The sequence below is a fragment of the Flagellimonas meishanensis genome, assembly GCF_019880545.1.
Taxonomy (GTDB): Bacteria; Bacteroidota; Bacteroidia; order Flavobacteriales; family Flavobacteriaceae; genus Flagellimonas; species Flagellimonas meishanensis.
On record NZ_JAINVW010000001.1, the window covers coordinates 55,967 to 78,172 of the forward strand.

The 22,206-nt window shown below is 42.8% G+C and carries 19 protein-coding genes and 1 tRNA gene; 11 read left to right on the top strand and 9 right to left on the bottom strand.

Going from position 1 to position 22,206, the window contains the following annotated elements; translation table 11 throughout:
• The first annotated feature begins 99 nt into the window (after nucleotides 1–99).
• The 7 genes from K7G75_RS00260 (at nucleotide 100) to pbpC (ending at nucleotide 11,332) form a co-directional block, all read left to right on the top strand.
• Complete coding sequence (locus tag K7G75_RS00260; protein ID WP_222981550.1) at nucleotides 100–1,077, top strand: M23 family metallopeptidase; 978 nt, start codon at nucleotides 100–102, stop codon at nucleotides 1,075–1,077.
• Complete coding sequence (locus K7G75_RS00265) at nucleotides 1,077–1,406, top strand: MerR family transcriptional regulator (protein WP_222981552.1); 330 nt, start codon at nucleotides 1,077–1,079, stop codon at nucleotides 1,404–1,406. The genes K7G75_RS00260 and K7G75_RS00265 overlap by 1 nt, the downstream gene beginning before the upstream one ends.
• Before the next feature lie 18 nt (nucleotides 1,407–1,424).
• Entirely contained in the window at nucleotides 1,425–2,024 is a 600-nt protein-coding gene (locus K7G75_RS00270; RefSeq protein ID WP_222981554.1) for a LemA family protein, read from the top strand.
• Between the two features lie 2 nt (nucleotides 2,025–2,026).
• Nucleotides 2,027–2,464 (top strand): TPM domain-containing protein, encoded by a 438-nt coding sequence (locus tag K7G75_RS00275; protein WP_222981556.1) that lies wholly within the window; start codon nucleotides 2,027–2,029, stop codon nucleotides 2,462–2,464.
• Nucleotides 2,445–3,227, top strand: coding sequence for a TPM domain-containing protein (locus K7G75_RS00280; protein ID WP_222981558.1), 783 nt, complete (start codon nucleotides 2,445–2,447; stop codon nucleotides 3,225–3,227). Before K7G75_RS00275 ends, K7G75_RS00280 begins: the two co-directional genes overlap by 20 nt.
• 163 nt (nucleotides 3,228–3,390) lie before the next feature.
• Entirely contained in the window at nucleotides 3,391–8,949 is a 5,559-nt protein-coding gene (locus K7G75_RS00285; RefSeq protein ID WP_222981560.1) for an alpha-2-macroglobulin family protein, read from the top strand.
• Between the two features lie 10 nt (nucleotides 8,950–8,959).
• Nucleotides 8,960–11,332 (top strand): penicillin-binding protein 1C, encoded by a 2,373-nt coding sequence (pbpC, locus tag K7G75_RS00290; protein WP_222981562.1) that lies wholly within the window; start codon nucleotides 8,960–8,962, stop codon nucleotides 11,330–11,332.
• Between the two features lie 35 nt (nucleotides 11,333–11,367).
• Here pbpC and K7G75_RS00295 read toward each other — a convergent pair whose 3' ends face one another.
• From K7G75_RS00295 to der, 4 genes are read right to left on the bottom strand one after another with little or no spacing between them, the layout of a single operon-like run.
• On the bottom strand, nucleotides 11,368–11,886 hold the full coding sequence (locus K7G75_RS00295) for an outer membrane beta-barrel protein (RefSeq protein WP_335341882.1): 519 nt from the start codon (nucleotides 11,884–11,886) through the stop codon (nucleotides 11,368–11,370).
• 24 nt (nucleotides 11,887–11,910) lie between these two features.
• Nucleotides 11,911–12,552: an outer membrane beta-barrel protein gene (locus tag K7G75_RS00300; protein ID WP_222981566.1), complete on the bottom strand. Its 642-nt coding sequence runs from the start codon at nucleotides 12,550–12,552 to the stop codon at nucleotides 11,911–11,913.
• 56 nt (nucleotides 12,553–12,608) lie between these two features.
• Nucleotides 12,609–13,055 (bottom strand): hypothetical protein, encoded by a 447-nt coding sequence (locus tag K7G75_RS00305; protein ID WP_222981568.1) that lies wholly within the window; start codon nucleotides 13,053–13,055, stop codon nucleotides 12,609–12,611.
• 30 nt (nucleotides 13,056–13,085) lie between these two features.
• Nucleotides 13,086–14,387: a ribosome biogenesis GTPase Der gene (gene der / locus K7G75_RS00310; protein ID WP_222981570.1), complete on the bottom strand. Its 1,302-nt coding sequence runs from the start codon at nucleotides 14,385–14,387 to the stop codon at nucleotides 13,086–13,088.
• Between the two features lie 76 nt (nucleotides 14,388–14,463).
• Here der and K7G75_RS00315 point away from each other — a divergent pair, with 76 nt between their 5' ends.
• On the top strand, nucleotides 14,464–14,967 hold the full coding sequence (locus K7G75_RS00315; protein WP_222981572.1) for a GTP-binding protein: 504 nt from the start codon (nucleotides 14,464–14,466) through the stop codon (nucleotides 14,965–14,967).
• Nucleotides 14,968–14,971: 4 nt separating this feature from the next.
• On the opposite strand, the gene era is transcribed toward K7G75_RS00315, so the two are convergent.
• Both era and K7G75_RS00325 read right to left on the bottom strand, forming a co-directional pair.
• Nucleotides 14,972–15,853 (bottom strand): GTPase Era, encoded by an 882-nt coding sequence (era, locus tag K7G75_RS00320; RefSeq protein ID WP_222981574.1) that lies wholly within the window; start codon nucleotides 15,851–15,853, stop codon nucleotides 14,972–14,974.
• Nucleotides 15,843–17,210, bottom strand: a complete 1,368-nt coding sequence (locus tag K7G75_RS00325; protein ID WP_222981576.1) for an alanine/glycine:cation symporter family protein — start codon at nucleotides 17,208–17,210, stop codon at nucleotides 15,843–15,845. The genes era and K7G75_RS00325 overlap by 11 nt, the downstream gene beginning before the upstream one ends.
• A gap of 112 nt (nucleotides 17,211–17,322) precedes the next feature.
• Here K7G75_RS00325 and K7G75_RS00330 point away from each other — a divergent pair.
• Nucleotides 17,323–17,395: transfer RNA gene (locus K7G75_RS00330), tRNA-Met, on the top strand.
• A gap of 736 nt (nucleotides 17,396–18,131) precedes the next feature.
• Here K7G75_RS00330 and K7G75_RS00335 read toward each other — a convergent pair.
• Complete coding sequence (locus K7G75_RS00335; protein ID WP_262420208.1) at nucleotides 18,132–18,479, bottom strand: avidin-fold protein; 348 nt, start codon at nucleotides 18,477–18,479, stop codon at nucleotides 18,132–18,134.
• A 224-nt stretch (nucleotides 18,480–18,703) separates the two neighbouring features.
• Nucleotides 18,704–19,186 carry a GNAT family N-acetyltransferase gene (locus K7G75_RS00340; protein WP_222981578.1) on the bottom strand — a complete coding sequence of 161 codons (483 nt, stop codon included), beginning with the start codon at nucleotides 19,184–19,186 and terminating at the stop codon, nucleotides 18,704–18,706.
• A gap of 71 nt (nucleotides 19,187–19,257) precedes the next feature.
• Here K7G75_RS00340 and K7G75_RS00345 point away from each other — a divergent pair, with 71 nt between their 5' ends.
• Complete coding sequence (locus K7G75_RS00345; protein ID WP_222981581.1) at nucleotides 19,258–19,695, top strand: MarR family winged helix-turn-helix transcriptional regulator; 438 nt, start codon at nucleotides 19,258–19,260, stop codon at nucleotides 19,693–19,695.
• Nucleotides 19,696–20,050: 355 nt separating this feature from the next.
• Here the strand turns inward: K7G75_RS00345 and K7G75_RS00350 are convergent, their stop codons facing one another.
• On the bottom strand, nucleotides 20,051–20,512 hold the full coding sequence (locus K7G75_RS00350; RefSeq protein ID WP_222981583.1) for a winged helix-turn-helix domain-containing protein: 462 nt from the start codon (nucleotides 20,510–20,512) through the stop codon (nucleotides 20,051–20,053).
• A gap of 241 nt (nucleotides 20,513–20,753) precedes the next feature.
• Between K7G75_RS00350 and K7G75_RS00355 the strand changes: the two genes are divergently transcribed.
• Entirely contained in the window at nucleotides 20,754–22,088 is a 1,335-nt protein-coding gene (locus K7G75_RS00355) for an alpha/beta hydrolase family protein (protein ID WP_262420256.1), read from the top strand.
• Nucleotides 22,089–22,206 lie beyond the last annotated feature (118 nt).

Genomic DNA, 22,206 nt, shown 5'->3' on the forward strand with positions numbered 1-22,206 from the left:
ATGCAAGGGTTTTATTAAAATTAACACTTTAAGCAAAACAATTTTTATATTTGTTTGTTTTGTTAAAAAGAGTGAGCAAAAATAGGATAAAATCCCTTCATGTCTAAAGTTAAGTACTATTACGACCCGGATACCCTTTCCTATAGGAAAATAGAGCCCAAAAAGTCCAAAAAGTATAGGAATCTGTTCTTGTTTCTTTCAGGTTCCGCATTGTTCGGATTCTTGGGACTCATTATCCTTTTGAACACCAGTTGGCTGAACACACCCAGGGAGCTTTCCCTGGCAAGGGAGGTACAAAACTACGAACTGCAGTTTGAGATTATCAACAAAAAGATGGAACAGATGGAGCAGGTTTTGGCCAACATCGAAGACCGGGACAACAACATTTATCGATTGTATTTTGAGGCCAATCCCATTCCGGAAGAGCAACGACGTGCAGGTTTTGGTGGGGTGAACCGCTATAAATCCCTGGATGGGTTCAACAATTCAGAAATTATCATCGACGCCTCAAAGCGCTTGGATATCATACAGAAGCAAATGGTCATCCAGTCAAAATCGTTGGATGAAATTGCAAAATTGGCCGAGGAAAAGGAAAAACTACTGGCCTCCATTCCAGCTATACAACCCGTCCGAAATGAAGATTTGACCCGGATGGCATCCGGTTACGGTTGGCGTTCCGACCCATTTACAAAGGCCAGGAAAATGCACTGGGGCATGGACTTTACGGCGCCACGGGGCATTCCCATATATGCCACCGGGGATGGTAAGATAACACGGGCGGACAATGGTTCCTCCGGCTATGGAAAACACATCAGAATTGACCACGGCTACGGATACATGACACTTTACGCCCATTTGAGCAAATACAACGTGAGCGTGGGCCAAAAAGTGAAACGAGGTGACCTTATCGGTTTTGTGGGCAACACAGGGCGTTCTGAAGCACCCCACTTGCACTACGAGGTATGGAAGGATGAAGAGCGCATCAACCCTATTAACTTCTACTACGGAAGTTTGACGGCAGAAGAGTTTGAAAACATGCTCAAGTTTGCCAACCAAGAGAACCAATCCCTCGATTAATGCACGTAGATCTTCCCGAAAAACGATATTACGGCATAGGAGAAGTTGCCAAAGCCTTTGGGGTCAACACCTCCCTTATCCGATTTTGGGAAAAGGAATTTGACGAGCTCCAACCTAAAAAAAATGCCAAGGGAAACCGAAAGTTCACACCACAGGACATCAAAAACCTGCAATTGATCTACCATTTGGTAAAAGAACGTGGGTTTACCCTTGAAGGCGCCAAAATCCATTTGAAGGAAGAAAAACAAAAAACACTCTCCAAGTTTGAGGTGATAAGCAAACTTCAAAAGGTGAGGGCCGAACTCCTCAAAATCAAAGACGAACTCTAACAACTTAAATAAACGAAAATGAAAAAAGGGATAATTGCAATAATCATACTTATTGTATTGGCCGTAATACTTGGAGGTTGGTACGTGCGAACCAACAACACCCTTGTTGATATGAAAGGACAGGCCACCAAACAATGGGCCAACGTGGAGAGCTCCTATCAGCGAAGGAGCGACCTTATCGGGAATTTGGTGAAAACCGTTCAAGGTGCCGCGGATTTTGAACGTGGTACCCTTACCGATGTCATTGAAGCACGGGCAAAGGCAACTTCCACCACAATTGATGCAAACAATATCACCGCGGAACAGTTGGCGGAATTCCAACAGGCACAAACCGGCCTTTCTTCAGCCCTCTCCCGGCTTTTGGTAACGGTGGAACGATACCCTGACCTAAAGGCCAACCAAAACTTTTTGGAACTGCAATCGCAATTGGAGGGAACAGAAAACCGTATCAATGTGGAACGGAACCGTTTCAACAATCTGGCCGGGGAGTACAACATCAAAATTGAAAAAATCCCGACCAACATCATTGCCAGTATTGCCAATTTTGATCCCATCGCACTGTTCAGCTCCAATCCCGGTTCGGAAGATGCCCCCGAGGTCAACTTTGATTTTGAATGATCATGTCGCACGTAGAGGAATTTCTTAGCCCGGCGGAAGAACAGGAGATTATTGAGGCCATCATCCAGGCGGAAAAGAATACGTCAGGTGAAATCCGTGTGCACATTGAGGCCACCGCCAAAATTGACCATTTCAGCAGGGCCCAACAACTCTTTCATCTTTTGAAAATGGACAACACCAAGGATGCGAACGGGGTTTTGATCTATGTGGCCGTGGATGACAAAAAATTCGTCATTTATGGGGACACCGGCATCGATAATGTGGTACCTAAAGGATTTTGGGACTCCACAAAGGATGTGATTGCCACCCATTTTAAGCAAGGAAAATTTAAACTAGGCATTACCGAGGGCATTTTAAGGGCAGGCAAGGAGTTAGAGGACCACTTTCCATGGAACCACAATGACACCAACGAGCTGAGCGATGCCATATCCAAAGGTTAGTTTTCTTGTTGCCTTACTGTTCACTTCAATAGCTTGGGGGCAGTTTACCATACCCGAAAAACCCGATAGACAGACCAGCGTCTACGACTATGTAAACCTGTTGTCCAATGCACAGCACAGTGCGCTGGAGCAGAAATTGATCCGATATTCCGATAGCACCTCTACCCAAATTGTGGTGGCTATAATCAGTTCCACCGAAGGTGAGAACATAAACTATCTTGGAGCGCAATGGGGGCAAAAATGGGGCATTGGCCAAGAAAACAAGGACAATGGTGTGCTTATACTGTTGGCCAAGGACGACCGCAGAATTGCCATCAACACGGGTTACGGGGTAGAAGGGGCACTTACCGACATCATGTCCAAGCGCATTATCGAGTCTGTGATTATCCCCGAGTTCAAGAAAGGGGATTACTATCAAGGGCTTAACCAAGGGGCGGATGCCATTTTCAGGGTGCTCACCGGCGAGTTTAAAGAGGAGCGCACCTTTAATGACGGCTCCCAGTTTTCCAAAAAGATCTTTTTCCTTATCCTCATCTTTATCATTATTATGATCATTCTTTCCCGAAAAAATAAAAATAACCGTGGCGGCAAGGGAGGAAGACACAGAGGGCCTGACATTTGGGATATGATCATCCTGAGCAACATGGGCAGAAGCTCCGGTTCTTCAGGTGGTTTTGGCAGTGGTAGTTTTGGCGGCGGTGGTTTCAGTGGTGGCTTTGGCGGAGGCAGTTTTGGCGGGGGTGGTGCCTCTGGAGGGTGGTAGACCATCGATTTCCAATCCTAAATATTTCCCAACGTTACATCCCTTTCCAATCTTGCATACGTAAATCTAAACACCCCATCCATGAACTTTGGAACCCTTCCTATCCATTTTTAACTATCTTGGTTATGGTTAAAATTTAGTTTAATTAATTCGCCTTTTCAGTATGTCGCGGTCCTTCAAAGCACTTTTTGTTTCCTTTCTGATGTTAATTGTTTCCTGCAAGCAAAAAGGGGACACCACCGAAACCGATAATCTTTTCAAGTTTAAGGATTACATCAGTTACCATACCCACGGAAAACAAAGTGTGGCATCTCCTATAACCATCACCCTGGCCCAACAACTCGACCAGTTTGAGCTTACCCAAGAACTACCCAATGATTATCTCAAAATTTCACCCAAAATCGAAGGAAAACTTATCTTGGAGAACAAAAGAGAGCTCACTTTTCAACCTTCAGAGTTTTTACAACCCGATACCGAGTATACCGTTACACTGTCACTCCACAAGCTTTTTGAAGATATTGAACGGGAATTCAAAAAATATACCTTCAGTTTCAAGACCCTTGCGCCCGATTTCAAAATCAATCTCGGAAACTTACAATCCTACAGCAAGGATTGGCAATATTTAACCGGTACCCTGGATGCTTCCGACATACTGGACGCATCAAAAATACAAAGTGTACTCTCCGTTAAACAAGGTGATAAAAGCATTCCCATAAAATGGGACAACGCTTCGGGGCATGCCCAATATTTCAGCTTTAAAATTGACAGCATTTCCCGAAAAACGGAGGATAGTGAACTTGATATACAATGGAATGGAAAGAAATTGGGCATAGCGAATGATGGCTCCGAAAAATATCCCATCCCAGGTAAGAACAAATTCGTTATCGTGGATGTGAAAACCTCGTCCGCGCCCGATGCGGTGCTCACCCTGAACTTTTCAGAACCCTTAAAACAGAACCAAAACCTAAACGGTCTGGTTACCATAGAAAATGCAGAAAGTCTGCGCTATGAGATAAATGGCAATGTGCTGAAGGTGTACCCATCCAACAGGATTCTGGGCGAAGTAAGGATAAGTGCCTTCGAGGGCATCAAAAGCGAGTATGGCTTCACATTGAAAAAGACCTTTACAGAACTGGTATCCTTTGAACAAATGAAACCCAGTGTGCGACTTATTTCCAAAGGAACGATCTTGCCCAATGCCACTTCCACACCCATCTATTTTGAAACGGTGAACCTTTCCGCAGTTGAAGTAAGGGTAATTCAGGTTTTTGAGGACAATATGCTGCAATACCTGCAAAATAACAGCCTTACACCAGCCTATGATCCAGATTTTAGGCCCGTGGGACGAAGGGTCGCCTACAAAGTGATCCCATTGACCGAGAGAACTGATGAGAACAGCAGTTATTGGAAGGCCCATGCCCTGGACCTATCCAAATTGATCAAGATAAGTCCCGGGTCACTGTATCGCGTGGAATTCAGTTTTAAGAAAGAGCACACCACCTATGCCTGCGATGATTCTACCGAAGATGAGCAGAATACTGGAGATTATACCACCATGGATTCCGAACAGGAAACCTTGGAGGAGCGCTATTGGGACAACGAAATCTATTACTGGCGAAATTACGACTATAATTGGCAGGAAAGGGACAACCCGTGCCACCAGGCCTACTACAACTACGATAGGATTGCAGCAACAAATCTTTTGGGAAGCGATTTGGGCCTGATTGTCAAAAAGGGGAACAATCGATCCTATCATTTTACTGCCACCAATCTCTTGAGCACAAAACCAGAAGCCAACACCTCCATAAAACTGTATGATTATCAGCAGCAAATGTTGGCAGAGGTGACCACAGATGCCTCTGGCTTTGCCCTATATGATGGAGAAAAAAATATAGCCTTTGCCGTGGCCGAAAAGAACGGCAGCTTTGCTTATGCCAAATTGATGGATGGAAATGCACTTTCCCTTAGCAAGTTCGATGTGTCTGGCGAAGAGCTGCAAAGTGGGCTACAAGGTTTCATCTATACCGAAAGGGGAGTGCACCGCCCAGGAGATTTAATCCATCTTACATTTGTGCTTGATGATAAGGGAAATCCGCTTCCCAAGGACCATCCCGTGGCCTTGGAGGTGAGTGATTCCAGGGGCAAGCTGGTACAGCGCAACGTGATTACCGAAAATGAAGTGCCGGTATCGGATGGCCTTTATGCCAAGAAGGATGGAAAATTCTATTATTTTCCAATCCCCACCAAATCCAGTGACCCCACGGGAAGTTGGAACGCCAAAATTGTTGTCGGGGGCGCCCAATTCAACAAAAGTTTGAAGGTGGCCGCCATAAAACCGAATAGGTTAAAGGTGGACTTCCAATTTGAAGACGAAGTCCTGAGGGCCAATGTCAACAACCAGGGAAAAGCTATGGTACAATGGCTGCATGGAGCCCCGGCCCGCAATCTAAAAATTGATATCAATGCCACACTGAACCAGACCACCAATGCCTTTCCCAAATTCAAGGATTATGTTTTTCAAGATCCTGTTTACACCTTCAATGAGACAGAACTGCAGTGGATCTCATCGAAATTGGATGGTGAGGGCGTACTTGACATCAATGAAAAAATACCGGTCAGTGGCAAGGCCCCTGGAATGCTCCAGGCTACTTTTACCACCAAGGTCTTTGAGGGCGGCGGTGATTTTTCCATCGACGTATTCACCAAAAAGGTGGCACCTTTCACCCATTTTGTAGGCCTCAGGTCACCCAAAGCAAGGCAATATGGCTCATTTTTGACCGATGAAAACACCACTTTTGATATCGCCACCGTTGATGCCCAGGGAAATCCATCCGGGAATCGCAAACTAAAGGTGCAGGTGTTCAAGATTGAATGGAGATGGTGGTGGAACCGGGGATACGATAACCTCTCCCGATACGAAAATGCCACGGTCCACCGTCCGTTCAAGGAAATGGAAATTACCTCGGCGGGCAATGGAACGGCCAATTTCAGCATAAATGTCCCAGATGAGGAAGGAGGTCGGTTCCTTGTACGTGTGATCGATGAGGCTTCGGGCCATGCTACTGGGCGTACGGCCTATTTCTATCGTAATTGGTGGAAAAGGCCAGCTTCAGAGGACAATGAAAGTTCCAAGATACTCGTGTTCTCGGCAGATAAGGAAAAATATAGGCTTGGCGAGCAAGCCATTGTGACCTTTCCTTCGGATCGTGGTGGGCGGGCACTCATCAGCATCGAAAACGGTACAGAAGTGCTTTCACAACAATGGGTGGAGACCTCGGCCAAGGAAACCAGGGCCACCATCCCGATAACCGCTGCAATGGCTCCCAATGCCTACATCAACATTTCGTTGCTTCAACCGCATGGTCAGGTGGTGAACGATTTGCCCATTCGACTGTATGGCGTAGTCCCACTTTTGGTGGAAAACCCAGCAACCATCCTGAAACCCCAACTTGCTATGCCGGATGTTCTGGAACCGGAAAAATCTTTTAAAGTGACCGTATCAGAGTCCAACAAAAAATCTATGACCTACACCTTGGCCATTGTGGATGAAGGTCTACTGGATTTGACCCGATTCAAAACACCGGATATCCACAGTTCCTTTTACGCTAGGCAAGCGCTTGGCGTAAAGACCTTCGATATTTTTGATGATGTCATGGGGGCCTATTCCATAAGTGTTGATAATATTTACGCCATCGGGGGTGGTGGTATTGGTGAAGGCGCCAAGAATCGAAAGGCGCAGCGTTTTAAACCTGTGGTCACCTATTTGGGTCCGTTTACCCTCAAAGCAGGCGAAAAAGCATCCCATACCATTGATATGCCAAACTATGTCGGTTCCGTACGCACCATGGTAGTTGCTGGAAATCAACAAAGTGCCTACGGGAATACCGATAAAACCACTCCGGTCCGGAAACCGTTGATGGTGTTGACCTCCATCCCTCGAAAACTTTCCCCAGGGGAAAAGGTGACCATCCCTGTCACCGTTTTTGCCATGGAACCCAAGGTGAAGAACGTTAAGGTTTCCATTGATGCGGGAAAAGCCTTGGAACCTCTCGGCGAAACCTCAAAAAGTATCACTTTCAATACCGTGGGAGAGCAGATTGTCAATTTTGACTTTAAGGTCAATCCGGCATCGGCCTATCAAACCATCAAGGTAACTGCTACTGGTGGGGGGGAGCGTGCCAGCAGTGAAACGGAAGTCGATGTGGAAAACCCAAATCCAATTACTACAAAAAGTACTTTGTACACCATTGATGCCAACGGTTCGCAGACCATTCCGTTTGAAGCTTTTGGAACCTCGGGAACCAACGAGGCATTCATTGAGTTTTCCACACTTCCACCAATGGATTTTTCAAAACGTATGGACTATCTGCTGCGTTATCCCCACGGATGTGTGGAGCAAACCACATCGGCAGCTTTTCCCCAGTTATTTTTAGCGGATGTGCTGGACATCACTTTCGACAAGAAAAAGGATGTTGAGAAAAACATCAAGGCAGCGATAAGAAGATTAGGGGATTTTCAAGCGCCAAATGGAGGGTTAACCTACTGGCCTGGATATGGGAATGCAGATGATTGGAGTACCTCGTACGCAGGCCATTTTATGTTGGAGGCAAGACAGAAGGGCTATCAACTGCCTTTGACTTTCTTGGGCAACTGGTTGAAATATCAGAAAAATAGGGCCCGCCAATGGAGCAATCAGGGTACCGGCTACAACGACGACATTTCGCAAGCGTACCGCCTGTATACCTTGGCACTTGCCCAGCAACCTGAGTTAGCCGCCATGAACCGTCTGAGGGAATCGAAAAACCTGAGCAATGAGGCCAAATGGCGATTGGCAGCAGCCTATGCCCTGGCGGGTAAGAAAGAAGTGGCCCAGGAAATAGCCCAAAAGGCCAATATCAATTTCATTCCAAATGATTACGACTACAGAACCTATGGTTCCGTGTTCCGAAACAGTGCCATGGCCCTGGAGACCATGGTGGTTCTCGGTGATTCCCAGCAAAGGGATTTGGCGGTTTCCTTGGCAAAAAACCTGTCTTCGCAGCGTTGGTACAGCACCCAAGAAACTGCTTTTGCGCTGCTGTCCTTGTCAAAAATGGTCATCAAAAATGGTGGTAAATCCATCGACCTGGTCTTTACCAACAATGGGAATGAAATTACGGTGAAAACCGATCGCGCCATTGCCCAGAGAAATATCACCATTTCGTCCTTCAAGGACGAGATCCAAATAATGAACAAACACGGCAATACGATATACGCCACATTGACACAGACCGGAAAACTGCCTTTGGGCCAAGAACTGGAACAACAACAAAACCTAAACCTATCGGTTGCCTATTTGGATGCGATTGGAAATGCCATGGAGGTAAACGAATTGAGGCAGGGAACTGAGCTCCAAGCCCAGGTCACAGTGTACAACAATTCCAATGACTTTGTGGAGAATTTGGCTTTGACGCACATTGTTCCAAGCGGATGGGAAATCGTGGACACTTCCTACGCCAATGGAAGCAATCCAAATAACTCAAAGGCGGACCATGTGGATACCCGTGATGACCGCACCCATATTTATTTTGGCCTTGAACCTAGAAAGTCGAAAACATTTACCATAAAATTGAATGCCTCATTTTTGGGGGATTACTATCTGCCCGGTGCTCAAGTGGAGGTCATGTACGACAATAACTACCAGGCCCGAAATAAAGGGAAATGGATCAAGGTGGTTCAGTGATGCCGTGTGGATGAAGGATTTCTTATCGCCAGTACTACTATTTATCAAAAAACACAAGATCAAAATCAGTGTTTTGGTCGTCCTATTTGTTTTATGGTGGTTCTGTTTGCCCAAAAATCTTTTTGATGACCCAACATCCACCGTCGTAAATAGTTCGGATGGAACCTTACTGGGCGCTCGCATAGCAGACGACGGACAATGGCGATTTCCGCAGATGGACTCCATTCCGGAACGGTTCAAGCAAAGTATCCTCCTGTTTGAGGATGAATATTTCTATGCGCATCCAGGATTCAATCCCATTTCCATTATAAAGGCTTTGGGCCACAACCTAACAAAGGAAACCCGAAGGGGAGGAAGCACCATTACCCAACAAGTAGTCCGTTTGAGCCGAAAAAACAAGGGCCGTACCTATTGGGAAAAGTGCATTGAAATTTTTATGGCCACACGATTGGAGTTGCGTTATCCAAAAGATGATATTTTGAAGTTGTATGCCTCACATACACCCTACGGTGGCAATGTTGTGGGATTGGAAACAGCCGCTTGGCGCTATTTTGGCATATCGCCACATGAAATGAGCTGGGGCCAGGCAGCGACCTTGGCTGTCTTGCCCAATGCCCCGGCCCTTATCTTCCCTGGACGTAATGAACAGGTGTTTTTGGAAAAACGCAATCGACTCCTAAAAAAATTAAGGGACAACAGGATTATTGAAGAGACAACCTATGTATTGGCCATAGCTGAACCACTGCCCCAAAAACCCTTACCTTTGCCCAACCTGGTCCCTCATCTTACCGAACGTATCCGAAACGAACACAAAGGGGAGCGCATAACCACTTCCATTGACCTTGCCCTGCAAAGACAGCTCAACCATTTATCAGAAAGACATTATCAACGCTTGAAGGCAAACGAAATCCATAATTTGGCCATTTTGGTGCTGGATGTAAAGACCAGAAAGGTATTGGGATATGTGGGCAATTCCCCCTCCGGGGATGAGCATGCCAATTATGTGGACATCATTACCAAAAATCGGAGCACTGGCAGCACTTTGAAGCCATTATTATTTGCTTCTCTTTTGGATGAAGGCCAAATTTTGCCAAACAGTCTGGTGGCCGATATCCCTACTGTGATCAACGGATACCATCCTCAAAACTTCAACAAAAAACACATGGGCGCCGTGCCAGCCAGCAGGGCCCTATCCCGCTCCTTAAATGTACCTGCGGTCCGATTACTGAGACAATACGGCCTGCAAAAATTTTACAACCAACTGGGCAAAATGAACCTGAACTCATTGGACAAACCTGCTGCCCACTATGGATTGCCGTTGGTTTTGGGAGGAGCGGAGAGTTCGTTATGGGAAGTGACCAAAACCTACGCTTCAATGGCTTCGACACTCAACCATTTTTTGGAAAATTCCAGCACCTACCATCAAAATGAATTCGTGGAGCCCACATATTTGCTTCATCGTGAAACCGACTTTGGAAAACAACAATTTGACCCTCCCGTTTTGGGCGCTGGGTCGATTTACGGTACCTTTCAATCCTTATATCAGGTGAACCGACCGGAGGGTGATGAGAATTGGCACTTTTTTGATTCCTCCCGGCCGATTGCATGGAAAACGGGCACCAGTTTCGGGTTTAAGGACGCTTGGGCCGTAGGTGTAACTCCAAAATATGCCATTGGGGTGTGGGCAGGAAATGCCGATGGGGAGGGCAGGCCGGGCTTAACTGGAATCACGGCGGCCGCTCCTTTGCTTTTTGATGTTTTGGATGCCCTGCCGCAGAGCGGATGGTTCCAAGAGCCTTTTGATGACATGGTCCAATTGGAAGTCTGCCCCCTGAGTGGGCACCGCGCATCCCCATTTTGTGATGACCCTCAGAAAATATGGGTGTCCGCCAATGGAACCCGTACCGGTCCCTGTCCATACCATCAAACCATTTTTTTGGATGCTTCGGAGGATTTTCGTGTGCACTCGGAATGTTACCCTCTGGAAAACATGATTGCAAAAAACTGGTTCGTCCTTCCTCCCGTCATGGAATATTACCATACCAGTTTCAATCCCAATTACAAATCCTTGCCGCCCTTTTTGGAGGGATGCTCCAGTATTGATTCCCAACATATGGAATTCCTATTTCCAAAAGAGGATGAGGAGGTACTGTTACCGAAAGATCTGGGCAATAAAACCATGGATGTTATTTTTAAGTTGGCCCATCAGCAAAGCGAGGCCACAGTTTATTGGTATTTGGATGAAACCTACGTGGGAAAGACCGAAAATTTCCATGAACTCATCCTAAACGTAACCCCAGGTGATTACACCTTGACGGCTATGGATGACCAAGGCACTCGTATTCAACAAAGTATCCAGGTTCGGCAGGCTTCTGGGGATTAATTGTTTGTTAGATTTAGAAGCTTAAAGAAGCAGGGCTATTCCAATTTTATCTCCAATCCAAAAGAGATTATATCCCAACTGGCATTTTCGAGTGAGATTCCTCTATATGCACTTACAAGATTTAAATGGTTGCTTACTGACATCGAAACCCTAGGGGAATAATAGAACCCTCCACCAGAAGATTTTTCTAGGCTTAATGCATATCCTAAATCCACCCCGAAGGAGAAAATATTGGAAATCCTGAAACGAGCTGCACTATAAATCGGCACAAATCTGGTATCATCAAATTCAATTACGCCAAAACCAGTATCTAGTTTGTCACCAAAGGAATGCGAGTACCCAGCCGATGGTCCAACCTTCAAATTATCGGTCACATCGAACAAGTAGCCCAAATCAATAGTCCCTGCAATAGTGCTCAAAGTTTTTGAATCCCCAATAGGAAACCCGCCATTGACCCCGACCCTTACTTGAGCTTGTAGCAACTGTAAGCCAAAAAAAGAGAAAATAAGAAATATGATCGTATGTCCTATCAAATTTGATTTAGTGATATTCATAAGCTTTCAAAAAAAATGGAGAAACTATTTGGCAAAAACCCAAGTAAGCATCAATTTAATCGAACTTGTTCTCACATCAATTCCTGCTGGTGCATTACCTTCATTAATCGCTGTATTGACTAAGCCCAATTCATATCGAAGTCCAATTATTAAATCCATATTATTATCAAATTCAAATACCTTTCCTATACCAGAAAGTATACCATAATCCAGCTTTTTAAACTTGGGAATTATAGTTTCGATTTCCAATGATTCTCCCACAAGTAAATTAAGGTACCCCCCCAATTCAAAAAACCAAAGTTTTTCCCTATCGAAAGGAACGTCAAAAGTCACGGGGAAGTTTATGAAATGATATTTGTTCAAGTACTCAGAAATTATTTCTTGGCTACCAAATTGTATGGAAGTTTCCAATTTATAAGCTTTTAATTCATAGTTGAGGTCTACGTTTAGATTCAGGTCGGACATAATTTTTATGCGGTTTCCAAGGCCCGCCATATAACCAATCTTATATTCCAACAAATCGCTGTAATCATTGCCCCTCAATGAATTGTATGTTGCTCCTATATTTAAACCCCAGTTGGACTTATCCTGGGAATATAAATGACCGATGGAAAAAAATCCCATTAGTACAATTATTATCAAGTGAACTTTGAAAAATTTAAACATTTGAAATTGAGGTTGTTTGCAATATTTCTGTTGGTATCCGTCTGCTATTTATCGCTTTACTTTCGAAATAAAAGGGCTCCATTGGCTCCGGCATAATTTAGTATTATGGTTTCCTGGCCATTGTAGGTTCCATAGATAAAGGCCCTTCGGACTGGGCCATTGGTCCCCCAAGGAGTTAAGGCATTTGCATTTTTTGGAGTGAATATTATTTCATATTGTCCTTGATCAAATGACTCTTGAATTTCCCAGTCGTTGACAGGAAAATCATTGTTGAAGTCAATTAAATAATCAGTACCACCTCCTCCATAAATAGCTTCTTGGATATTGTTCAATGAAAAAACATATTGATAGTTTCTTACTAAATCTCCGTTACCGAGTTCTGATTCAGGTGCTATCCAAACACCCAGATATGATTTAGGTATAGAATAACCAAATACATCTTCTTTTGAACATCCTAAGACGAAAAAAAAACAAAGTAGAACTAAAATTTGACGTGTATTCATGATTAAATATATTGGTTAACTATTTGCCCCTTACTTCTTCCTCATAAAAATGGTTATCGGCACTCCGGTGAAATCAAAATTTTCCCTCAACTTGTTTTCCAAAAAACGTTTATAGGGATCGCGAACATACTGTGGCAAATTGCAGAAAAAGGCAAATTGGGGATAAGGGGTTGGCAGCTGGGTGCAAAATTTGATCTTCACATATTTGCCCTTATAGGCAGGAGGAGGTGTTTTTTCAATGATGGGCAACATAATATCGTTCAATTTCCGGGTCACGATTTTCTTAGATCTATTTTTATAGACCTCCACTGCTGTTTCGATGGCTTTGAAAATACGCTGCTTGGTCAACACTGAAATGAAAAGAATGGGAACATCCTCGAAGGGCGAAATGGTTTCCTTTATTTTTGCCGTGTAATCCTTCACCGAGTTGGTTTCCTTCTCCACAAGGTCCCATTTGTTCACCAGAATGATTATTCCCTTATTATTGCGATGGGCCAACCAAAAAATATTCTGTACCTGACCGTCAAAACCGCGGGTGGCGTCCAAAATAAGAATGCACACGTCGCAATGTTCAATGGCCCTGATGGAACGCATCACGGAGTAGAACTCCAAATCCTCTTTCACCTTTGCCTTTCTTCGGATACCCGCCGTGTCCACCAAATTGAACTCGAATCCGAAACGATTGTATTTGGTATCAATACTATCCCGGGTAGTGCCGGCAATGTCTGTTACAATATACCGCTCCTCTCCTATCAATGCATTGATAAATGACGATTTACCGGCATTGGGGCGGCCAACTACCGCAAATCGTGGCAATTCACTTTCTTCTTCCTGTTTTTCGGGAAGTACCTTTACCAAAGCATCCAACAATTCCCCTGTGCCACTGCCATTGATGCTGGATAGCGTGTAGTACTCCCCCAATCCCAAGGCATAGAATTCCACTGCATCGGCAGCTCGTTGGGCATTATCTACCTTGTTAATGGCCAAAAAAACGGGTTTGTTAACCTTTCGAAGCAATTTGGCAACGTCTTCATCCATTCCTGTCACCCCGGCCTCCACATCCACCATAAAGATAATGGCATCGGCCTCATCGATGGCAAGTTCCACCTGTTTGTCGATTTCCTTTTCAAAGACATCCTCACTGCCCAGTACATAACCCCCGGTATCGATCAAGGAAAATTCCTTGCCATTCCAATCGCTTTTACCGTAGTGGCGATCGCGCGTAACCCCGCTAACGGCATCCACTATGGCTTCCCGACGTTGAATGAGTCGATTGAAAAAAGTGGATTTTCCCACATTCGGTCTTCCTACAATGGCTACTATGGCTCCCATCTACATTAAATTTTGGCAAAAGTACCACTTATTTGTAAAGAAAAAATGATACCTTTTTTAACCTTTTCAATCGATTATGAGCGATTTTACCGATGAGATTGTACTTAGGCCCCGTTTTGAAGTGGCTCTGCGAACGAATCTTGACACATTACAGCGGATTTTTGATACGGTCACAACGGATAGATTCGTGGTGAAAAGGATTGATGAGCACATCTATATCAAATTTAGAAAAGCCGAAATCACATTTTGGTCACCACAACTTCACCTGGAGCTTGCCTCTTTTGAAGAGGGTGTCAGCAAAATACATGGGGTTTTTGGCCCAAATCCCACGCTTTGGACCTTTTTTATGTTTCTTCATTTTGGTGTTGGGACGTTTTTTGTCATTTTGGGCATTTTTGCCTACTCCAACTATTCGCTTGGTCACGATATTACCCTTTTGCTTGTGGGGATGTTCTTTCTGGTGATCGTATGGTTTGTGCTATATGCCTTTGGGCGTATGGGCAAATCCAAGGGAAAACCACAAATGGAGCAGTTGAAGCATTTTTTCAGGTCACTTATTGCTGACGTTCCAGCACAATAAGCGATCAATTGTTGTACCCAAAGCGCCTTAGTTGTCTGGAGTTACTGCGCCAGTTTTTGTTGACCTTTACGAACAGTTCGATGTGCACTTGTTTGTCAAAGAATTTTTCAAGGTCCTTTCTGGCTTCCACGCCCACTTTTTTCAAAGCATTTCCCTTATGGCCGATAATAATCCCTTTTTGGGTATCCCGCTCCACCATGATCACGGACCGAATACGGATGATGTCCTTATCCTCCAAAAACTCCTCAGTCTCCACTTCAACGGCGTAGGGAATCTCTTTTTTATAGTTCAATAAAATCTTCTCACGGATGGTCTCGTTTACAAAAAACCGCTCGGGTTTATCGGTGAGTTGATCCTTTGGGAAATAGGGCGGCCCTTCGGGCAACAATTCTAAAATCCGTTCAAAAACTTCTTTAACGTTGAAGTTTTCCAAGGCAGATATGGGATGAATCTCAGCTTTTGGCAAAAGTTCCTGCCAATGTTGTACTTGCTCTTCCAATAGCTGTTGGTCCGCAGTGTCAATTTTGTTCAATAGCAACAAAACGGGAATCTTGCTGTTCTGGATTTTTTTGAAAAAATCTTCATCCTTTAGTGCCTTCTCCCCTATTTCAACCATATAGAGCAGGACATCGGCATCTTCCAGGGCAGACTTTACAAAATCCATCATGGAGCTCTGCAGCGCATAGGCCGGCTTGATTATCCCCGGTGTATCGGATAGGATGACCTGAAAATCATCGCCATTCACAATACCCAAAATCCGGTGTCTCGTGGTCTGGGCCTTGGAGGTTATGATGGAGAGTTTTTCGCCCACAAAGGCATTCATCAAAGTGGATTTGCCCACATTGGGATTTCCAATGATATTCACAAATCCCGCTTTATGTGCCATTTTCTCTCAATTTTTTAAAATATGTCTTGGCTGCGGCATTCACTTTTGGTGACAGGTACAGCACAGCAATCATATTGGGGATTACCATTAGGGCATAGGCCAAATCGATCAGGTTGATGACCAAATCCACCGAGGCAACGGCCGCCAAGACAATCGTTGCCACAAAATACCAATTGTAGTATTTTCCAATTTTGGCATTGGTCAAAAATGATAGGCACTTTACTCCATAATAAGAGTACGTGAACAAAGTGGACAGTGCAAAAGCGGATACAATGATCATGAGCAGCACATCACCATAACCATAAAGCGATTTTTTAAAGGCGATCAAAGTCATTAAAATACCATTGCTCTCGGCTTCAAGATAAGCTCCGCTAAGTATAATCACAACTGCTGTGAGCGTGCACACCACGATAGTATCAATAAATGGGCCCAGCATGGCGACCAAACCTTCCTGTATGGGTTCGTCTGTCTTGGATTGACCGTGGTACATGGGCGCACTGCCCAATCCTGCTTCATTGGAGAACATGGCGCGCCGGACTCCAAAAATGACCAGTCCCCAAAAACCACCGGCTGCCATGGTCTTAAAATTGAAGGCCTCCGTGATTATCATCTTCAGGGAAGGTCCAATTTGCCCAGCATTGTTGAACATGACCACCAAAACGGCCACAAAATAGAGCAAAACCATAAATGGGACGATAGCGGATGCTACTTTGGCTATTTTTCTCAATCCACCAAAAATGACAAATGAGGTAATCAGTGCCAGCGAAAAGCCTATGATCAATTTCCAGTTGAAATCGCCCAAAAGTGCCAAATTTTCGTTCGGTTTTATCACATTCATGAAGGTTTGGGTAAACTGGTTCGCGGTAAACACACCCAAAAACCCAAACAACCCGGCTATGCAAAAGAAAATGGCCAATGGTTTGGCCTTGGCACCAATTCCCTGGGTGATATAAAACATCGGGCCTCCCTGCAACTTACCTTCGGAATCTTCTCCCCGAAACATGATGGCAAGACTACAGGAGTAAAACTTGATGCACATGCCGATCAAAGCGGTCATCCAAATCCAGAAAACCACCCCCGGACCACCCATATAAATGGCTATGGCCACCCCTGAAATATTGCCCAAGCCCACGGTGGCCGCCACGGCTGCTGACAATGCCTGCAGATGACTTACATCTCCCTTGGCTCCCTCCTTGTCATGCTTCCCTGCCGTTATGGCGATGGCATGCCCAAAATACCGGTAGGGTAAAAATCTGGATTGAAGCACGAGGTACATTCCCCCTCCTATCAATAGCAAGAGCATGGCCCACTCGGTGTAGGGCAACATGGCAGATAAAAAATCATTGATGGCTTCCATAGAGACAAAACCCGAATTTATGGATTTTAAGCTTGATAGTCCCAAACGATTTAGGAATATTGGCATTTGTTTGGAAATAACCCAAAAACAGTCGTATATTTGCCGTCCACATCGCGGGGTAGAGCAGTAGGTAGCTCGTCGGGCTCATAACCCGAAGGTCGCTGGTTCGAGTCCAGTCCCCGCTACTAGTAAAATCAAGGGTTCCCGAAAATGGGAACCCTTTTTGTTTGTTCTGGGTACAACATAGGTACAACATTTTGAAGTTCTTGCAACCACATTTTAGATGATGTTATTTAACAATATTCAATATCGTATTTGGCTATTCTGGATCACATCATTTGGTTGGTGTCCTTAAACAGGTTCCTTTTATGAACACATATGAAATTCACCAAGGAATTTTAAATTGCTTTCATCAATCATTTCCTATTGTGGGAACCTCTATGGCCTTTCGTTGGACGTCCATAGACATCAATAAGGTTATCAACAATTCTTATTAATATTTCGGAAAATTTTAATTTTTAGCTCAATTAATGGAGGCGAAATGTTTAAACCATATTTTCTACGGCGCAGAATACATCGTTTTTACTTCCAAATCATAATAAGATTGAGGTATTGGATTATCATGCATACGAATTCTAGATAGTCAAGTAATGGGCTTGAAAATGTTTAAAGCTTCAAAGCATATGAGTTTCAACTGTATATAAGACTTTTTAAGGCAAAAGAACTAATCAATGATAATAATCAACCTTAAACCAAAAAGTTTACTCTTGTTTATGTGCTAAGACTTTGCATGTTTCATTAAGTTTTACAGGAGAAATATGTGCATCAACTATCACTTTTTTAAATTGATTTCCCTTTATTGAGACTACGCACTATTTTCATTCCGTGTATTGGTTAAAGTAGTACATCGGATAGGTATGACTATTCTCGTATCTCCTCCAATATTGATTTCCCAATCGATTGGTCACCTGAAGTCCATTTCCATTGTTCATGAAGTCTTATCTTTCCACTGGGAAGTATTTCTGGCTTTGAATGGCAGATGCCCGTATTTATTATATTTCTATTGTTAATTTGGTGATAATGTATTTCAATGTTCCCCTTTTCATCCACCAAACCCAACAATTGTCCCTGCCTTATTGATGCACAACTATAAGAAGAGGTCAAAATATTACCCTTTTGCTTATAACGGAATATGGTTTCATTGGTCAACTCACCATTTTTAGAACTGTGCACCAGCCGAAAAGTCTTGTTGTTATAATCTATTTTCAAAACATGAAAGTCTTTATCTTCTTAAGCTAAACTTCACTGAGAAACTGCATATATTGCTTGATACCATCACTTAGTTCTTTTCCATATGGCTTTTGCAAAACATGAAGTGAAAGGTCGATTCTGGCTGTAAAATCCGGCCGAGGTCATTATCTGGCCCTCCAAAATATCCACATTTTCAAAAATTAATCCCCCTACGTTGAACTCACAATAAAATATAGTTTTAGTTATAATTGCTTTACCATCCATATGTTACAGCCAAAATGACCAGAATCCCCTAAAGGTTTTGACAATGGCTTAAAACCATACCGCTCGTACATGGCAACCGCATTAGAGAATTCGGGTAAGCTCTCAAGATATAAGCTGCTATACCCAAAATCCTTGGCAGAATCAATGGAGAGATTCAGTATTTTTTTACCAATTCCCCGACCTCTTTGATCTTTAGCCAAATAAAACTTTACGAGCTCCGCACAACCATCGGGAAGGCCCCGAGTTGGATAGATTCCGCAACAACCAATAATAGTATCATTCTTCTTTACCACCCAGCATATGGAGTCTTCTTTTCGAAATAGATCAAAAAGATTATCGGTAGTAGGATCCGTATAAATTGTTCCTCTATGTAAATGGGCGCCAAACTCTTCAAAAACATTTCGAATTAGTAGGGCCAAGGTCTTATTATCCTTTTCTTCGATTGGCCTATAGGTTATCATTAGGAAGAATATTATATTACAAATATATTTCAATTAGTTGCTTTAGTCAACTATTTTTTCCATTTATTCTTATGATTAACAAAAAACTGATAGCAGAAATACGATCCTTCAACAGATTTTATGTCAAAATACTAGGGCTTCACAACAGATATTTGCACAATAGTGGTTTTAACCTGATTGAAGCCAGAATTATCTACGAGGTATTTAACAATCAAAAAGTAAGTGCAACTGATCTTACCCATATCCTTGGTGTGGACAAAGGATACTTAAGTCGGGTGCTTAAAAAACTTGGTAGGGCCGGGCTATTGGATAAAGTACCTTCTTCAATTGACGGACGTACCGCGTATTTGCGTCTAAGCGATAAGGGCATTAAAACCTACAATAAATTAAATCACGAATCTGATATTCAAATTGAATCACTTATCGCCCCGCTTAAGAATGAGGAAAAAAAGGCTTTGATTATTAGTATTTCCAAAATTCAACAATTACTTTCAAGAATGGATGGATAACTATATGGAGTGATTCTCAGTAGACTGTTTTCTTTCACCACAAATAGTTTTACTCAAATACATTCCAAGCTGCGTTGCCAAATTCTAGAGAAATATACACTTATTCACAAATGATGACAATAGGGTTAGCCAATTAAACTGGAATAATCTAAGGAAAAATCCAATAGCATAAAAAACCACCAACTCCTTCCCTAACTATCCAAATATTACGACCATTTTAACTTGTAAGAGCAGGTAAATAATTGAAGTAAACGTCTGGATTGCTGAAGAATGAACCATTCTTTAATTATGTTCTTTTACAAAGATGATCTTCTTATAAAAATGGCTGCTGAAGAAACTAATTTGGACCAAGGCTCTAATGTCCCAACCTATGAACTGTAGTATGGAAAAATTCCGGAAAAATTAATTTCATTAGGAAAACGAATAAGACCATAGTAAAAATAACGTATAATATTTTGCTCCATTTTGTTTTGCTTAAACTATGACTCTTTTTTTGATGATTAACTCTACCGCAAACCAAACGATAACCTTTCTTAGGAATGGTCTCTATCAAATTATTTTTGTTGAACCTTTTAAAAGTAAGCCTAAGCTTGTACACCATTTTTCTCAAAGATGGCTTGCCGACATATTGATTCCCATCCCATAAAGTCTCGATTAGCTCCAAAGGTGTACAAACTTCGCCATTTTTATTGAGCAGATAAATCAACAAATCCATTGCCAGTGGTTCGATTCTAATGCGCTCTGATCCCTTGCCAATAAATTCCAGTTCATTAGAATTTGGGTATGCAATTATATCGGGTTCAATATTGATTTTCATTTTTCTCGATTACTTAAAATGGGGGATTATTGCAGATAAAAGATACTTAATTTTAATCAAAAGAAGTTATATTCAAACGAACTTTCCTAGATGAACATCTAAAAGTCTTCTAATCTATTTTCCAAAAAAAGAGGGTATTACATCTTAGAATTTTAAAAGGAAAAAAAAAAGACGGGCTTTACCCTTTAAAAGATTACTAATCCTAATATCATTGGGTGCAAAATCCTAAATTTTGGAAAAAATGCATTTGTATACGCTTATAATATATTTTTTGATAACCAGTTGTCAAGGTGAAGGTAAACAAAAGCGGATTGAATTGCCCGTTGAAGAAACCACCACTTACTTGGATACAATCGTCTTAGGAGAAGATAAGAGAATACTAGTTGTCGAATTCGATGCAAGGGAGCCAAATAAAGGGCGATGGGGAATCAATAAAAGTGGAAAACATCGTATTCCATTCATAAATTCCAATTACAATAGTGATACAAAAAAGTTTACTGGTGATTTGTCTTTTTTTGGAAACGAAGTCTTGGGCTCTATTTCTCTTGAAATCAAAAATAATGGTGCACAAGGTAAATTCATCTGGCATAAAGACACCCTAAATGTGAATTTAAACAGGGTAGAGGATAATCTTAGCTACAAAGAGGAGGATATTTCCTTTAACAATGGAACCAATGTATTGAAAGGTACACTAATTCTTCCAAAATATGGGGAGGCGAAATCACCTGTAGTTGTTTTCATTTCTGGTTCAGGCTGCTCTACACGGTGGTGGGGAATGTATTGGGCCAATGAATTGTCCAAAATAGGAGTGGCATCCCTTTTATATGATAAAAGGGGATGTGGAGAGTCCACTGGCACAAGCTGGACAAACTCTTCGCTCAATGATCTGGCGGAAGACGTAATTTCCGGCATAAACCTTCTTGAAGATCATTCCGGAATAGATCAAAATAAAATAGGCCTCTACGGTGTCAGTCAAGGGGCGTGGATCGCAAGTAGGGTTAATGGTATTACGGGAAAAAACCATTTCATCATTGCCAATTCTGGAGGTGGCGTTTCTCCCTATGAAGAAGAAATGTTCTCATATGACCTTCAAATGAAATTCGGAGGTATAGACGAGAATGGCATTGAGGAAGGCAATACCATGGTCAAACAATATCTAGACTACATTGCTACCGGTAAAAATAGGTCTGATTTAGAGGATGCCATGAGAACAAATAGAGATAAGAAATGGTTTCCAATACTGGGGCTAGATAAAATCTTGGTCTCAGAAAAAAATAGAGCGGATTGGAAATGGATTGCCACTTACAATCCCAAGGAAGATATAAGGAAGATAAAGGCCCCCGTTTTGGTAATGCTTGGAGGTCAAGACCATCATCAACCCACAAAAATTTCTTCAAGAAAATGGGAAGAAGGCTTGAAAGAAGCGAACAATGAAAATTTCAAAATAAAAATTTTTGAGGAAGCTGGTCATGGATTGAGAGTCGGAGGACATGATGGCCAAGGATTCCCTAACTATGCACAGGGGCACATTGAATTAATGAAAGAATTTATTGAGAAATCTGTTCTAAAGAAGTAGTTCAAATTGATTTCTTTGATTCATGGATTTAATCCTCTATGTTCGTTATGAATGTGACATTGCCAATTCCAAATCCAATTCTTTTTGTGGTCATATATTTTCAAGCGCCAACATGTAG

Excerpts from the sequence above, each read along its gene's own strand:
- K7G75_RS00260 (WP_222981550.1), top strand. The coding sequence starts at position 100 with ATGTCTAAAGTTAAGTACTATTACGACCCGGATACCCTTTCCTATAGG.
- K7G75_RS00265 (WP_222981552.1), top strand. The coding sequence starts at position 1,077 with ATGCACGTAGATCTTCCCGAAAAACGATATTACGGCATAGGAGAAGTT.
- K7G75_RS00270 (WP_222981554.1), top strand. The coding sequence starts at position 1,425 with ATGAAAAAAGGGATAATTGCAATAATCATACTTATTGTATTGGCCGTA.
- K7G75_RS00275 (WP_222981556.1), top strand. The coding sequence starts at position 2,027 with ATGTCGCACGTAGAGGAATTTCTTAGCCCGGCGGAAGAACAGGAGATT.
- K7G75_RS00280 (WP_222981558.1), top strand. The coding sequence starts at position 2,445 with ATGCCATATCCAAAGGTTAGTTTTCTTGTTGCCTTACTGTTCACTTCA.
- K7G75_RS00285 (WP_222981560.1), top strand. The coding sequence starts at position 3,391 with ATGTCGCGGTCCTTCAAAGCACTTTTTGTTTCCTTTCTGATGTTAATT.
- pbpC (WP_222981562.1), top strand. The coding sequence starts at position 8,960 with ATGAAGGATTTCTTATCGCCAGTACTACTATTTATCAAAAAACACAAG.
- K7G75_RS00295 (WP_335341882.1), bottom strand. The coding sequence starts at position 11,886 with ATGAATATCACTAAATCAAATTTGATAGGACATACGATCATATTTCTT.
- K7G75_RS00300 (WP_222981566.1), bottom strand. The coding sequence starts at position 12,552 with ATGTTTAAATTTTTCAAAGTTCACTTGATAATAATTGTACTAATGGGA.
- K7G75_RS00305 (WP_222981568.1), bottom strand. The coding sequence starts at position 13,055 with ATGAATACACGTCAAATTTTAGTTCTACTTTGTTTTTTTTTCGTCTTA.
- der (WP_222981570.1), bottom strand. The coding sequence starts at position 14,387 with ATGGGAGCCATAGTAGCCATTGTAGGAAGACCGAATGTGGGAAAATCC.
- K7G75_RS00315 (WP_222981572.1), top strand. The coding sequence starts at position 14,464 with ATGAGCGATTTTACCGATGAGATTGTACTTAGGCCCCGTTTTGAAGTG.
- era (WP_222981574.1), bottom strand. The coding sequence starts at position 15,853 with ATGGCACATAAAGCGGGATTTGTGAATATCATTGGAAATCCCAATGTG.
- K7G75_RS00325 (WP_222981576.1), bottom strand. The coding sequence starts at position 17,210 with ATGGAAGCCATCAATGATTTTTTATCTGCCATGTTGCCCTACACCGAG.
- K7G75_RS00340 (WP_222981578.1), bottom strand. The coding sequence starts at position 19,186 with ATGATAACCTATAGGCCAATCGAAGAAAAGGATAATAAGACCTTGGCC.
- K7G75_RS00345 (WP_222981581.1), top strand. The coding sequence starts at position 19,258 with ATGATTAACAAAAAACTGATAGCAGAAATACGATCCTTCAACAGATTT.
- K7G75_RS00350 (WP_222981583.1), bottom strand. The coding sequence starts at position 20,512 with ATGAAAATCAATATTGAACCCGATATAATTGCATACCCAAATTCTAAT.
- K7G75_RS00355 (WP_262420256.1), top strand. The coding sequence starts at position 20,754 with ATGCATTTGTATACGCTTATAATATATTTTTTGATAACCAGTTGTCAA.